Raw genomic sequence first — 14,571 nt, forward strand, 5'->3', positions numbered from 1 at the left:
CCGCCCTGCTGGCCGACCTCGACCCGGAGCCCGGCGCCGCCGCGCTGCGGGTGGCCGTGGACGGTCCCGACGTCGCGGCACCGGACGAGCTCGCCCGGGCGGTGGCCGGGCGCCTGCCGGCCCTGGGCCGGCCCGCCGTCGTCGTCCCCGCGGGCGGCTTCCTGCGACCGGCGTCGCTGCGGCTGGAGCACGGCCGGACCGACCCGGATGCCCGGTACACCGACTGGCTGGACGCGGCGGCACTGGCCCGGGAGGTCCTGGGCCCGGTCGGCCCCGGGGGCGACGGTTCCTACCTGCCCGTGCTGTGGGACGTGGAGCGGGACCGCGCCGCCCGGGCCCGCCCCGAGCCGATGCCGCCCGGTGGTGTGCTGCTCGTCCCCGGAGCGCTGCTGCAGGGCCTCGGGCTGGCCTTCGACGTCGTCGTCCACCTGCGGGTGGCGCCGGCCGCCCGGCGGCGGCGCACCCCGGCGGAGCGGGCCTGGGAGCTGCCCGCCTTCGACCGCTACGACGACGAGGTGGACCCGGTCGCCCTCGCCGACGCCGTCGTGCTGGCCGACTCCCCCGACCACCCCGCGCTGGTGCTGCAGGGCCGCTTCAGCTGAGCTCGCCGTCGACCCACCGGTCGATGATGTGCCGGGCGATGGAGACCGCCGGCGGGAGCGCCTGCGGGCCCTCGCCCGAGCGCAGTTCGTCCCGCGTGAACCAGCGGGCCTCCTCGATCTCGGTGGGGTCCAGCCGCAGCGTGGGGTCGCCGACGACGCGGGCGGTGAACCCGAGCATCAGCGACTGCGGGAACGGCCACGGCTGGCTGCCCACGTAACGGATGTCGGTCACCGCGACGCCGACCTCCTCCGCCACCTCGCGGGCCACGGCGCCCTCGGCGGACTCCCCCGGCTCGACGAACCCGGCGAGGATGGAGAACCGGCCGGGCGGCCAGACCGCCTGCCGGCCGAGGATGCACCGGTCGCCACCGTCGTGGACCAGCATGATCACGGCGGGATCGGTGCGCGGGAAGATCTCCGCGCCGGTCTGCGGGTCCCGCTGCACCCAGCCGGCCCGCTCGATCGTCGTCGCGGCGCCCGACAGCGGGCTGAACCGGTTGCGCTCGTGCCACTCCAGGATGCCGATGGCCTCGGCGAGCAGTCCGGCGTCGAGGTCCCCGAGGTCGGCGCCCACCTCGCGCAGGCCGGCCCAGGTGTCGACCGGGCGGCCGCCGACGGTCAGCCGCCGCTCCGCCCGCACCGCGGCGTAGGGCACCCCGTCGGCCTCGCCGAGGTACACCGCCCCCGCGGGCAGCTCGGGCTGCTCTTCCCACAGCAGCCGGGGCCCACCCTCGGCCTCCTGCACGGGCACGGCCCGGCGCTCGTCGACCACCAGCACCCGGACAGAGCGACCGCCGGTGGGGTCGGGCAGCGACCGCGCCAGGTGGCTGCGGTCGTGCGCCGATCGGGACAGCACCGGCACCGGGCCGGCCGGGGACGGCGTGCTCTCCGGCCACGCGACGGCCGCCCGGTCGGCGGGCGGCTCCCCCGCGGGCCGCTCACCCGGCGCCGGGTTGTCGGCAGGTGTGCTGCCGCCGGCAGGGACGCTCACGGGGTCTCCTCGCTGTCACCTGTCGGCCGGCGGCGCGATGCGGCCGTCGTCCGGGTCGGCTCCGTCACGCCCCGGGCTCCGGGACCGCCGCGGCGCTGGCACTGACGTCCACCGGGCCGAGGGTCCGCAGCGGGGTGGCCACCCGCTCGGCGTCGCCCACCACGACCGCGGTCAGCCCCGCCGGCTGGAGGTACCGGTGGGCGGCGGCCTGCACGTCGTCGACGGTGACCTCCGCCAGCGCACGCCCGTGCTCGGTCAGCCAGTTGGGGGGCAGGCCGGCGCCGACGAGCGCCGAGACCGTGCTGGCCAGCCCGGCATGCGTGGCCGTGGACAGCGCCATGGTGCCCAGCACGTAGCGCCGGGCGTCGTCGAGCTCGTCGGCACCGACGGGGGTCAGCGCCATCCGGCCGAGCTCGTACCCGATCTCCAGCATGGCCGGGCCGGTCACCTCGGTGGCGACGTCGGCCTCCACGAGGAACGAGGAGGCGCCGGCCAGGTGGTCGACCGCGCTGCGCGGGCTGTAGCTGTACCCCCGCCGCTCGCGGATGTTCTCGACCAGCCGGGACGAGAAGTACCCGCCGTAGACCATGTTGGCCAGCCGGACGGCGGGCAGGTCGGGGTCGGTGCGGCTGGGCGCGGGACCGCCCAGCCGGATGTTGGACTGCACCGCGCCGGGCCGGTCGACCACCTCGAGGTGACCGGGCGCCAGCTGCGGGGCGGGCGGGGCGGTGACCGCCGTCCCCTCGCCGTTCCAGCCGGCCAGCGCCTCCCCGGCGGCGTCGACGGCCGCGGCGGGGTCCAGGTCACCGACGAGGACCAGCGTGCTGCCGGCGGGCAGCACCCGCTCGCGGTGCAGCTTGCGCAGGGCGGGGCCGCGCACGGCCTCGACCAGTTCGGGGGTCGGCAGCTGCTCGGCGTAGGGGTGGGTGCCGTAGCGGCGGGCGGCCAGCGCGGTGCGTGCGATGACCCCGGGCTGCGAGCGTGCGATGGAGATGCGCTCGGCGACGCGGGCGCGCTCGGCCTCCACCAGCTCGCCGGGGTAGGTCGCGCTGGTGAGCACCTCGGCCAGCACGTCCAGGACGGGGGCCAGGCCCTCCGCCAGCAGGGTGGTGGAGAACAGCAGCCGATCGGGGTCGGTGGAGACCGACAGCTCGCCGCCGTGGGCCTGCATCAGCTGGGCGATGCCGGTCGCGTCGTGGTCGGTGGTGCCGAGCAGGACGGCGCCGGAGAGGACCGCCGTCCGGGCGCCGTGCACGGCTGCGGTCCGGGCCGTCGCGGCGGCGAACGGCACCCGCAGCCGCAGCTCGACCAGCGGGACACCCGGGCGTGGCACGACGACCAGCCGCAGCCCGCTGGGCAGGGTCGTCTCGGTGACGGCCAGCTCCGGCTGGGGCCGGGGCTCGCCCAGCGGGGGCACGAGGCCGAGGTCAGGGGCGCTGGTCACCGTCGTCCTCCTGTCGCGCGCAGCTCGAGGACCGCGGCGGTGCCGGGGTCCAACCCGAGGGCGGCGGACCGCACCTGCTCGGGGGTGACCGCCGACAGCCGGGCGGCAAGCTCCCCGGCCAGCTCGGCGCGGCCGTGGATGAGCTCGGCGGAGGCGAAGGCCAGCGTGCGACCGAGCACCGAGTCGGCCTGGCGCAGCAGCTGGGCCTCCGCGCGGGCCTGCACCCGGGCGAGCTCGTCGGCACCGACGCCGTCGGTGGCGATCCGACCGATCTCCTCGTGCACCGCGGTGAGCACCTTCTCGACGGTGACCGACGCCGGGTGGTGGACCTGCGTGGTGAGCAGGGTGGCGTCGCGGACGTCGAACGGGTCGCCGAACATGCCGACGTAGCTGCTCTGCGCCACGGCCAGCTGGTCGTCGTGCACCAGCCGGCGCTCGAGCCGCGAGGCGTCGCTCTCACTGAGCAGCTCGGCCAGCAGCACCGTGCCGAGGTAGGTGTCGAGGTCGCCGACCGGGTCGGGGACCCGCCAGCCGATCGCGACGGCGGGAGCGGGGGCCAGGCGGTCCTCGACGACGCCGGAGCGCACGGTGGTCGGCGACGGCTCCCCGGTGTTCGGCGTCGACGGCACCTCGCGGGCCTCGATGGGACCGAACCACCGGCGGACCAGGCGCTCGGTCTCCTCGACGTCGAGGTCACCGCCCAGGCACAGGACGGCATTGCCCGGGGCGTAGTAGCGGTGGAAGAAGTCCGTCGCGTCCTCGACGGTGGAGGACTCGAGGTCGACGAAGGAGCCGTAGCCGTCGTGGGTGTTGGCGAAGCTCTCGAACGCGATCTGCGGCAGTTGCAGCCAGGGGAAGGCGCCGTAGGGCCGGTTGAGCACGTTGACCCGGATCTCCTCCTTCACCACGTCGATCTGGTTGCGGAGGTTCTCCTCGGTGATGGCCGGCGCCGCCATGCGGTCGGCCTCGAGGAACAGCGCGCGCTCCAGCGCCTCGGCGGGCAGCGCCTCGTAGTAGTTGGTGTAGTCCTGGTGGGTCGAGCCGTTGAAGGAACCCCCGGCGGCCTGGACCAGGCGGGCGTGTTCCATCTTCGGCACGTTGGCCGAACCCTGGAACATCAGGTGCTCGAAGAGGTGGGCGAATCCGGTGCGGCCCTGGGGCTCGTTGCGCATCCCGACGTCGTAGAAGACGGTCACGGCGACCACCGGCACGCTGCGGTCGGGTGCGAGCACGACCCGCAGCCCGTTCTCCAGTCGGAAACGCTCCACCGGGTGCCGGAGGGTGAGGTCGGCCCCAGCTGCTGTCACGTCCCGACACTAACCGGGATGGGCGACGGGCCGCCGCGCGGTGGACCACCGGGGCGCGAGTCCGGCTCCGCTACGACGCGCCGACCGCCGGAGTCGTCGGCCCGCGGGCCCTCGACGAAGAGGCGCGCCGCCGTCGCAGGTCGCGGAGACCGCGAGGACGCCGAGCCCGACGGCGGCTGCAGAGGCGGTCCAGAGGATGCGGGGTGCGAGAGTCGTGTCATGGCGCAGACCGTCTCGCCGCGCCGGTCGAGCCCACCCCGGAGCACCACCACGGACTGGTGCAGATCCCGGCGGAGCGGTCTCAGAGCACCTCGACGGCGCCGACGAGCCGGTCGATGACGCCGTACAGCTCCGCGTGGGTGTTGGGGATGGAGACGTAGAGCAGTGCCGGTGCGGGGCGTCCGACGTCGACGAGCAGCAGCGCCGCCCGCTCCCCCGTCGCGTCGTAGCCCTCGACGTCCCACTTCAGGTCGAACTCGATGAGGTGGGCCGCCGCGCCGTCGACGGTGCGCGCCTCGTCGCGGAGGATGCGCCGCTCGTTGGGTGCCGGGTAGTAGTTGCCGCGCACGCTGTCGGCGACCTGGGCGACGGTGCCCTGCAGGCTGCCGGGGCCGGCGTAGCCGAACTCCGGTGCCAGCGGCCCGGAGGTGCACTGGGCGATGAACGTGCCGCCGTCGGGCGTGAGGTCCTGGGTCGTGAAGAACTGGCCGGCGACCGACGTGGTCTCCACGACGACGCCGAGGTCGTACTCGTACCAGCCGCCGCCGAGGAACGGGTAGGCGATGCCGGCGGCCTCGTCCACGATCCGCACGGTGCCGGGCGGGAAGGTGGGGCCGGCCGCGACCGGCGGGCCGGAGGTGGCGCCGTCGTCGTCGGAGAGGTCCGACGGGCGACCCACCAGGAACCCGATCAGGACGACCAGCACCACCCCGAGCACCGACAGCCCGACCGCCCAGGCCGCGCGTCCGCCGCCGCGTCCCGGTGACGGGGTGGGCGGCGGGACGACGGAGGGCGCCGGCGCCGGGGCCTGACCCGGGGCTGCCTGGACCTGCACGCCGGGGCCGGCGGGCGTGGTCACGTCCGACCATGCCGCGCCGTTCCACCAGCGCGCCATCCCGGGGGCGCCGTCGGGATCGGGGTACCAGCCCGGGGGCGCGCTCCCCTGCCCTGTTGCCGTCACGGCGCCACCCTAGGTTCCGGCCGCCCCGTCATCGGGGAGGGAACGCCATCGCCGCCAGCTCACGCCAGAGGTGGGCGGCGGCCTCGGCACCGCGGTACAGCATCGGCAGCAGCACCCGCTCGTTCGGCGAGTGGATGCGGTCGGTGGGCAGCCCCGCGCCGAGGAACAGCAGCGGTGCGCCCAGCACGTCGACCAGGTCGGCCTCCGGCCCACTGCCGCCCTCGCGGGTGAACAGCACGTCGGCGGGGTCGCGGTCGAACGCCCGCCCGATCGCGGCGAGCAGGGCGGCCATCGCCGGGGAGTCCAGGTCGCTCGCGCACGGGGAGACGCCGCCGGGCGGGGTGTGCACCTCGGCTTCGATGCCCTCGGGCAGGCGCGCCTCGACCCAGGTGCGCAGCATCGGGCCGACGTCCTCGGGGCGCTGGTCGGCGACCAGCCGGAAGGTCAGCTTGGCGTGCGCCTCGGCCGGGATGATCGTCTTGTGGCCGGGGCCGGTGTAGCCGCCCCACATGCCGTTGACCTCGGCGGTGGGCCGGGCGCCGATCCGCTCGAGGGTGGTGAAACCGGCCTCGCCCGTGGCCGCTCGCGAAGCCGCCGGCCCCGCCAGCCAGGCCTGCTCGTCGAACGGCACCCGGGCCATGAGGTCGCGTTCGCGGTCGGTGAGCGGCCGCACCGCCTCGTAGAAGTCGGGCAGGGTGACCCGGCCCTGCTCGTCGTGCAGGGCGGCGAGCAGCGTGGCCATGGCGTGCAGCGGGTTGGGGACACCACCGCCGAAGGAGCCCGAGTGCAGGTCGACGGCGGGCCCGCGCAGGGTGATCTCGGCGTCGGCCAGCCCGCGCATCGCCACGACGGCGCTGGGGACGTCGGGTGCGGCCATCCCGGTGTCGCTGACCACGACGACGTCGCAGCGCAACCGGTCGGCGTGCTCGCGCAGCAGGTCGGCGAAGTGCGGTGACCCGGACTCCTCCTCGCCCTCGACGAGCAGCTTGACGGTGACCGCGGGGGTGTCGCGGCCGGTCGCGGCCAGGTGGGCGCGCACACCGAGCAGGTGGAAGGCGACGTTGCCCTTGTCGTCGATGGCGCCGCGGGCGTGCAGCTCGGGGCCGTCCGGCGTCTCGACCCGGGTCGGCTCGAACGGGGGATGTACCCACAACCCGACCGGGTCGACCGGCTGGACGTCGTGGTGGCCGTAGACCAGGGCCACCGGGGCGCCCGGGTCGGCGCAGGGCCACTCCGCGAAGACGGCCGGGGCGCCGGGGGTCGGCCAGATCTCCACGGTCGGGAAGCCGGTGCGCCGCAGGGCGTCGGCGAGCCACCCGGCGCTGGCCGCGACGTCGGCGGCGTGCGCGGGGTCCGCGGAGATCGAGGGGATGCGCAGCCAGGCGTCGAGGTCGGCGTGCAGGTCGTCGAGGTGCGCGGTGACGAAGTCGCGTTCGGGGCTGCTCACGGCTCCGAACGCTAACGCCGGGCGCGCCGCGGCTCGTCCCCGGCTAGCGTCGGTGGCATGCCTGGACAGCTGCTGCGGGTGGACGTCGGCGATCTCACCTTCGACGTCCGGGCCGACGGTCCGGACGACGGGCGGCCGGTGCTCCTGCTGCACGGCTTCCCGGAGACGTCGGCGTCCTGGGCGGCGGTCACCCCGCGGCTGACCGAGGCGGGGCTGCGCACCTTCGCCGTCGACCAGCTCGGGTACTCCCCCGGCGCCCGCCCGGCCGAGGTCGGCGCCTACGCGCTGCCGAACCTCGCGCAGGTGACCGCGGACCTGATGACGGCGATCGACGTCCCGCGCGCCGACGTCGTCGGGCACGACTGGGGCGCGAACGTGGCGTGGGCGCTGGCCGCGTGGCACCCCGACCGGGTGCGGTCGCTGACCGCCGTGTCGGTGCCGCACCCGACGGCGTTCACCACGGCCTGGCGGTCGGACCCCGAGCAGCAGGAGCGTTCGGGTTACATCCGGCTGTTCTGGCAGGAGGGCAAGGCCGAGGAGGTGCTGCTGGCCGACGGCGCCCGGCGGCTGCGCCGCATGTTCGGCGACGCCGTCCCCGCCGAGGCGGTCGACGAGTACGTCTCGGTGCTGTCCGCGCCGGGGGCGCTGACCGCCGCGCTCAACTGGTACCGGGCCATGAACTCGAGCACCCCGGTCGACCCGGTGGACGTGCCGACGACGTACGTGTGGAGCGACGGCGACGTGGCCATCGGCCGGACCGCCGCCGACGGCTGCACCGACTGCGTGCGCGGCGACTACCGGTTCGTCGAGCTGGCCGGGGTCAGCCACTGGATCCCCGAGCAGGCCCCGGAGGCGCTGGCGGCCGCGGTCCTGGACCGGGTCGCGTCGAGCTGAGCAGGCTCCTCGGCGTTGATCATGGGGTTGTTGCCGGTGGACACGCCGGCCGCGGCGCGTCCCGCGACCACGTGCCCATGATCGACGACCGGTCGGCCCCGGTCAGCCGGTCACCAGCGCCAGCAGGCCGGGCTCGTCGAGCAGGTCGACCGGGCGGACGGTCACCCCGGCGGCGACGTGGTGGAAGCCCGCGCTGACCCGCTCCACCGGGACGCCGGTCAGCCGGGACCAGCCCAGCCGGTAGGCCGCCAGCTGCACGCCGGCCGCGGCGAGCTCCCCGCCGGAGGGCGGTGGGCCGGTCTTCCAGTCGATGACCTCGAAACCGCCCGCACCGTCGGCGAAGACGGCGTCGATCCGCCCGCGCAGCGTGAGCGGCCCCAGCGGCGTCTCGAACGGCACCTCGACCTCGACCGGCTGCCGGTCGGCCCACTCGCTGGCCAGGAACGCCGCCTGGAGGTCGGCCAGGGCGCTGTCGGGGACGGCGAACTCGTCGCCGGAGCCGGGCAGCTCGTCGAGGTCGAGCAGCCGGGCGGCGCCGAAGCGCTCCTCCAGCCAGGCGTGGAACGCGGTGCCGCGGCGGGCCAGGGGCGCGGGGGCGGCCGGCATCGGCCGGCGCAGCCGGCGGGCGAGCTCACCCGGGTCCCGGCGCAGGGTGACCAGCGCCGACACCGACAGGTGGGACGGCAGCGGGACGTCGACGGTGGGGCGGGACCAGGCCGCGCGCTCGCGCAGCAGGAGGTCGGCGTCGCGCACCCACTGGTCGACCACGGGGTCGGACCGGCCCAGCCGCAGGTCGGGGTCGAGCGGGTGCGCCGCGGACCCGGTGACCAGCTCCGCGGCCGCGGTCAGCGCACGCCGCCGTCCGGGCGAGAGCGGATCGGCCGGCCACACCCCGATCGGCCACTCCGCCAGCGCCGGGTTCTCCGCGCCGTCCTCCGGAGCGGGCGCCCAGGAGACGACGGTGCCCGCACCCTCCTCGCATGCCTCGCGCACGGCGTGCAGCAGGGACGACGGCCCGCAGGGGTTCACCCCGTCGCGCCACCAGCTGCCCGAGCACAGCAGCAGGTGCCGGGCGCGGGTGACCGCGACGTAGCCCAGCCGGATCTCCTCGCCGGTGCCGAACGCCTTCCAGTCCTCGACGTACTGCTCGAGGGCCTGCTTCACGACCGCCTGGTCGCCGGAACCCGGTACGGGCAGCCGCAGCCGGGGCAGCTCGTCCCGGTCGACGGTGCGCAGGTCGACCGGGACCGCGCCGGGGTCCTTGATCCAGGAGTCGCTGGCGCCGGGCTTGGCGGGGAACTGGTCGACGGTCATGCCCGGCACGGCGACGACGTCCCACTCCAGGCCCTTGGCCGAGTGACCGGTGAGCAGCTGCACCGCCTCCGGGTTGACCGCCACCTCCCCCGGTTCCAGGCCACGCTCCCGCTCCTCGGCGTCACGCAGGTACCCGAGGAAGGCCGGCAGCGACGGCAGCTCGGCGAGCTCGGTGAACTCGGCGGCGACACCGTGCAGGGCGTCGAGGTGCGCGCGGGCACCGGCCGGGCTGACCTCCGGGGCGCTGGCCAGCTCGGTCTCCAGGCCCAGGGTGCGGGCCACCTCGTCGACCAGGTCGGGCAGCGACTCCCCCAGCCGGCCGCGCAGGGAGGCCAGCTCGGCGCCGAGCCGCCGCAGCCGGCGGTACCCCTCGGCCGAGTAGGCGTCGGCGTCGCCGAGGTCGTCGAGGGCCTCCACGATGCTGCCGCGCTCCTGCGGCGCCTCGGCCGCGCCCTCCGCACCCTCGCGCGCCGGGCGGCGGGAGTGCACGAGAGCGCGGGCACGGGCCTCCAGGGCGGCGAGGTCGCGGGGGCCGATCCGCCACCGGGCACCGGCCAGCAGCCGCCCCAGGGCGTCACCGGCGGTCGGGTCGACGAGCACGGTCAGGGTGGCGACGACGTCGGAGACCTCGGGCACCTCCAGCAGGCCACCCAGGCCGACGACCTCCACCGGCAGGCCGCGCTCGCGCAGCGCGGCGGCGATGCCGGGCAGCTGCTTGCGGGTTCGGACCAGCACGGCGACGGTCGGCCGCCGGTCGCCGGTGCCGCGGGGACCGACCGGGTCGGTGCCGTGCCAGCAGGCGGCCAGCCGGTCGGCCAGGGCGGCGGTCTCGTCGGCGACGGTCGCGTACAGGCCGACGGTGACCGCGCCGCGGCCGGCGGTGGGTGCCGGCGCGAGGTCGGGCAGCGGGACGTCGGGCGGCGGCAGCATCGCCGAGACCGCATTGGCGACGGCGAGGACCGCCTCGTCGTTGCGCCAGCTGGTCGCGAGCGTGAGCCGCTGCGCCGGCCGGTCGCGGACGCCGGGGAAGGTGCGGGCGAACCGCTCGATGGTGCCCGCTGAGGCACCCCGCCAGCCGTAGATGGACTGGCGGGGGTCGCCGACGGCCAGCACCGGGTGCCCGGTCGCCCGGCCGAACAGCGCCTCCAGCATGCGCAGCTGCCCGACGCTGGTGTCCTGGTACTCGTCGAGCAGCACGACCCGCCAGCGCGCCCGCTCGCGACGGCCGACCTCGGCCGAGGTGACCGCGATGCGGGCGGCGTGGGCGACCTGGTCGGCGTAGTCGATCGAGCCCATCGCCCGCTTGCGCGCCTCGAACGCCTCGACCAGGGGCAGCAGCGCCACGCGGGCCCGCTGGCGGGCCAGCAGCTCCAGGACCGGCGCGTAGGGCCCCTTCTTGCGGGGCGCGTCCGGGTAACCGGCGATCTGCGTCTCCAGCCGGGTGGTCCAGGCCCGCAGCGCGGCGGGGATGACGTCGTGCTCGCCCATCTCCGCGGCGAGGGCGAGGACGTCCTCGATCGTCGTGAGCAACGACAGCGGGACGTCGTCCATGTCGCCGGTGTAGGCGGCCACCACCTGGGCGGCCTGCCCCCAGCACATGGCCGGCCCGAGCACGCCGGCGCCGGGCTCGACGCCGATCCGCAGCCCGTGCTCGGCGACCAGCGCGGCCGCGTACCCGTGGTAGGTGGAGACCGTGGGCTGGGCGATGTCCAGCCGCTCGCGCAGCTCCGGCTCGGTCTCCGGGTGGCGGGCCAGGGCGCCCAGCCGCAGCCGGATCCGCTCGTTCAGCTCGCTGGCCGCCTTGCGCGTGAAGGTCAGCCCGAGCACGGCGTCGGGCTCCACGACCCGGTTGGCCACCAGCCAGGAGACGCGGGCCGCCATGGTCTCGGTCTTGCCCGAGCCCGCTCCGGCGACGACGACCAGTGGCCGGTCGGCCGGGGCGGCCACCACCCGGGCCTGCTCCTCCGACGGCGCGTAGGACAGCCCGCAGCGGGCGGCCACCTCGGCCGGGGTCAGCACCCGCCGGGGTGCGGGCGCGGCCGCCTGCTCCTCGCCGAACAGGTCGTCGAGGCTGAGCTGCTCGGTCACGCGACCTCCTCGCCGACACTCGTCGGTCGCGCTCCCGGCGGTGCTGTGCCCATCGGTGAGCTCGCGAGCTCGCTCACGCGGTCACCTGCCGGCCGCGCTCGTGCAGCGGGCAGGTGCGGCGGGCCGGGCAGCGCTGGCAGTGGGTGCCGGTGCGCACCTCGAAGGCGCCGGCCCCCATGCCCTCCCCCACCGCGGAGATCAGTTCCCCGGCGGCGGTCTGCTCGAGGGGGACGTCGGCGGGCAGCGGCTCCTGGTGCTGCTCCTTGGCCTTCGCGCCGGTGCCCACCTGCAGCAGGGCCGCGCCACCGGGGACGGTGCCGTGCGCGGCGAAGGCCCCGGCGGCGACGGCCACCTGGTAGGCGGCCAGCTGTCCGTGCTCCTCGACGTTCCTCGCCGCCGTCCTGCCGGTCTTGAGGTCGACGACGACCAGCCGCCCCTCGGCGTCGCGCTCCAGCCGGTCGACCTGCCCGCGCAGGCGGGCCCGGCCCACGACGACGTCGAAGTCCTCCTCCGCGGCGACGAGCTCCCGGCGGTTGGCGGCGTGCCAGCGCAGGAACCGCTCCAACATCTGCTGGGCCGTGGCGCGCTGCCGCTGGTCGGACCAGCCGGGCCCGAGGTCGAGCTGGTCCAGTTCGACGGCCAGTGCGTCGGGCGCCTCGGCGGGGGGCAGTCCGTCGGCGACGCGCTGCGCGACGGCGTGCACGGCGGAGCCGACGGTGCGGGTGGCGTCGGGCGAGGCCTCCGCGCCCACCGCGCCGAGCACCCATCGCAACGGGCAGCGCTGGAAGGTCTCGATGGCCGAGGGCCGCACCCGCACGGGGGCCTCCGGCGGCACCAGCGGCGCGTCGTCGGACAGCGGGGCCAGGCCCCACCAGTGCGCCGGGGCGGCTCCCGGCACACCCTCCTCGGCCAGCCGTCGCAGCACCGCCGCCGCCGCCGACCGCCGGCCGGCCGGGGTGTGCGGGTCGGCGACCGCGCGGCGCAGGTCGGCGACGAGCGCGGGAAGGGTCAGCGAGCGCGGGAGTTCGGTGAGCGGCCGCCCCTCGTCGGGCGGCGGGGCGACCAGGTCGAGGAACCGGGAGGCGGTCGCACCGGCGTCGGCGCCGTCGACGGCGCCCTGCACCGCGGTGACCACCAGCCGCCGCCGGGCGCGGGTGCAGGCGACGTAGAACAGCCGCCGCTCCTCGGCCAGGGTGAGGGCGCGCCGGTCGACCGCGGCGCCGTCGATGCCGGCCGCGCGCTCGACCAGGACCTCGGTGCCAAGGAGGGAGCCGCGCTCGCGGAGGTCCGGCCACACGCCCTCCTGCACACCGGCCACGCACACGACGTCCCACTCCAGGCCCTTGGCGGCGTGGGCGGTGAGCAGCCGGACGGTCTCGTCGGTGGCCGCGCGGGCCGCGCCGGTGTCGCCGGGCAGCTCCTGGGCCGCGAGGTGTTCGACGAACGCCCGGACGTCGGCCGACGGCAGCCGGTCGACGAAGCCGGCGGCGGCGTCGAAGAGGGCGACGACGGCGTCGAGGTCACGGTCGGCGACGGCGCCGGTGGCACCGCCCGCGGCGCTGGCCCGCGCCCACCGCCCGGCCAGCCCGCTGCGCTGCCACATGGCCCACAGCACGTCCTCCGCGGAGCCGTCGGCGGCCAGGGCGACCCTCCCGGCGGCCAGGACGCCGGCGACCCGGTGGGCCGGCCGGGCGATGTGCTCCGGAAGCATCTCGAGCAGCAGCTCGTCGAGCAGGGCCATCGCGAGCGGGGTGCCGCGTTCGGCGGCGTCGATGCCCTGCTGGGCCAGCGCGATGCGGACCGCCCGCCGCAACCGGCGCAGGTCGAGCACCGTGGCGCCGCCCAGCGGGGAGGACAGCAGCGCCTCGGCCGCCGGCTCGTCGAGGCCGGCCGGGGTGCCGTCGTCGCCCGGGAGCAGGGCGTCGAGTGCGGAGAGGAAGGGGGCGACCGCCGGCTGGGCGGCCAGCGGCAGGTCGTCGGCGGAGATGGCCGCCGGGACACCGGCGGAGGTCAGCGCGCGGCGCAGCGGCCCGAGCGCGCTCGCCGTCCGGACGACGACGGCCATCTGTGACCACGGCACCCGGTCGAGCAGGTGCGCTCGGCGCAGCACGTCGGCGACGTGAGCGGCCTCCACGGCGGCCGACCCGAAGACGTGTACCTCCGCGGTGCCCTCGTCGACGCCCTCCACCGGCTCGAGGCGGCGGTGCTCCCAGGGCCCCGGCAGGCCGTCGGCGACCCGGCGGCTGACCCGCAGCAGCTCCGCGCCCGACCGGCGGCACACGCCCAGGGAGAGCCGGTCGGCGCGGCGGCCGTCGACGTGCCGGAAGCGCTCGGGGAACTCGACGATGCCGCGCGGCTCGGCGCCGCGGAAGGCGTAGATCGCCTGGTCGGGGTCGCCGACGGCCACGAGGTCCCCGCCGCCGCCGGCGAGCAGCTCCAGCAGCTCCACCTGGGCGGGGTCGGTGTCCTGGTACTCGTCGACGAACAGCCAGCGGGCACGTTCGCGTTCCTGACGCAGCAGCTCGGGGTCGCTGGCGAGCTCCGCGATGGCCTCACGGACCAGCTCGGCGGGGTCGAAGCCGGAGGCGTCACCACGACCGGCGGTGGCGAAGGCGGTGACGGCCTCGTACTGGGCCTGGAACGCGGCGGCGTGCACCCACTCCTCGTGGCCGAGCTCGCGCCCCCAGGCGGCGAGCTGCTCGGGACCCACGCCGCGTTCGGTGGCACGCAGCAGCAGCTCCCGCAGCTCGGAGCGGAACCCGGCGGTGGCCAGCGCGGGGGACAGCGACTCCGGCCAGCGGACCGCGCCCTCTTCCTCGACGTCGCCGCGCAGCAGCTGGGCGACGACGGCATCCTGCTCGGCGGCGGTGAGCAGCCGGGGCGGGGTCTCCCCGCGCAGCAGCGCGGCCCGGCGCAGGACGCCGTAGGCGTAGGAGTGGAAGGTGCGGGCCAGCGGCTCGCGGATGGTGCGGGCCACCCGGGTGGTGATGCGGGTGCGCAGCTCCGCGGCGGCCTTGCGGCTGAAGGTCAGGACGAGGATCTGCTCGGGGTCGACCCCGCGGTCGATCCGAGCGGCGACCGCCTCGACGATCGTGGTCGTCTTGCCGGTGCCGGGGCCGGCGAGCACCAGCAGCGGGCCGCCGGGGTGGTCGACCACCGCCTGCTGCGTCGGGTCCAGCCGGGGCCGTGCCACCGGCACCGGGTCACCCTGCACCAGCCGGTAGACCGGCGCGCCCTCCATCCCCCGTTGTGCCACCCCTCGATGACACCATGCCGCAACGACACGACCGGGTCCGGCCGGCCG

At 76.5% G+C, this 14,571-nt stretch carries 9 protein-coding genes; 2 read left to right on the plus strand and 7 right to left on the minus strand.

The genetic code is table 11. The annotated features are described in order from the left end of the window. The first annotated feature begins 56 nt into the window (after positions 1 to 56). Positions 57 to 602 carry a nucleoside/nucleotide kinase family protein gene (locus tag CRP39_RS20925; RefSeq protein ID WP_245854006.1) on the plus strand — a complete coding sequence of 182 codons (546 nt, stop codon included), beginning with the start codon at positions 57 to 59 and terminating at the stop codon, positions 600 to 602. Here CRP39_RS20925 and nudC read toward each other — a convergent pair. From nudC to CRP39_RS20950, 5 genes are all read right to left on the minus strand, one after another. Then, positions 595 to 1,593, minus strand: a complete 999-nt coding sequence (gene nudC, locus CRP39_RS20930) for an NAD(+) diphosphatase (protein ID WP_097208312.1) — start codon at positions 1,591 to 1,593, stop codon at positions 595 to 597. The two genes, CRP39_RS20925 and nudC, sit on opposite strands and share 8 nt — an antisense overlap. A gap of 64 nt (positions 1,594 to 1,657) precedes the next feature. Continuing rightward, the gene (locus tag CRP39_RS20935; protein WP_097208313.1) at positions 1,658 to 3,037 is read right to left on the minus strand and encodes a M16 family metallopeptidase; all 1,380 of its coding nucleotides are present in this window, start codon (positions 3,035 to 3,037) and stop codon (positions 1,658 to 1,660) included. After that, a complete protein-coding gene (locus CRP39_RS20940; protein WP_097208314.1) occupies positions 3,034 to 4,344 on the minus strand; it encodes a M16 family metallopeptidase in 1,311 nt (436 codons plus the stop codon). Before CRP39_RS20940 ends, CRP39_RS20935 begins: the two co-directional genes overlap by 4 nt. Positions 4,345 to 4,645: 301 nt before the next feature. Beyond that, positions 4,646 to 5,524, minus strand: a complete 879-nt coding sequence (locus CRP39_RS20945; protein WP_097208315.1) for a DUF2510 domain-containing protein — start codon at positions 5,522 to 5,524, stop codon at positions 4,646 to 4,648. 28 nt (positions 5,525 to 5,552) lie between these two features. Beyond that, a complete protein-coding gene (locus CRP39_RS20950; protein ID WP_097208316.1) occupies positions 5,553 to 6,971 on the minus strand; it encodes a M20/M25/M40 family metallo-hydrolase in 1,419 nt (472 codons plus the stop codon). A gap of 57 nt (positions 6,972 to 7,028) precedes the next feature. Here CRP39_RS20950 and CRP39_RS20955 point away from each other — a divergent pair, with 57 nt between their 5' ends. Continuing rightward, positions 7,029 to 7,865 (plus strand): alpha/beta fold hydrolase, encoded by an 837-nt coding sequence (locus tag CRP39_RS20955; protein ID WP_097208317.1) that lies wholly within the window; start codon positions 7,029 to 7,031, stop codon positions 7,863 to 7,865. A 102-nt stretch (positions 7,866 to 7,967) separates the two neighbouring features. On the opposite strand, the gene CRP39_RS20960 is transcribed toward CRP39_RS20955, so the two are convergent. Continuing rightward, positions 7,968 to 11,267, minus strand: coding sequence for an ATP-dependent helicase (locus tag CRP39_RS20960; protein ID WP_097208318.1), 3,300 nt, complete (start codon positions 11,265 to 11,267; stop codon positions 7,968 to 7,970). Between the two features lie 73 nt (positions 11,268 to 11,340). Beyond that, positions 11,341 to 14,523, minus strand: coding sequence for an ATP-dependent helicase (locus CRP39_RS20965; protein WP_216359845.1), 3,183 nt, complete (start codon positions 14,521 to 14,523; stop codon positions 11,341 to 11,343). Positions 14,524 to 14,571: the final 48 nt, after the last annotated feature.

Origin of the sequence: Geodermatophilus sabuli, from assembly GCF_900215145.1 — a bacterium.
Classification (GTDB): Bacteria; Actinomycetota; Actinomycetes; order Mycobacteriales; family Geodermatophilaceae; genus Geodermatophilus; species Geodermatophilus sabuli.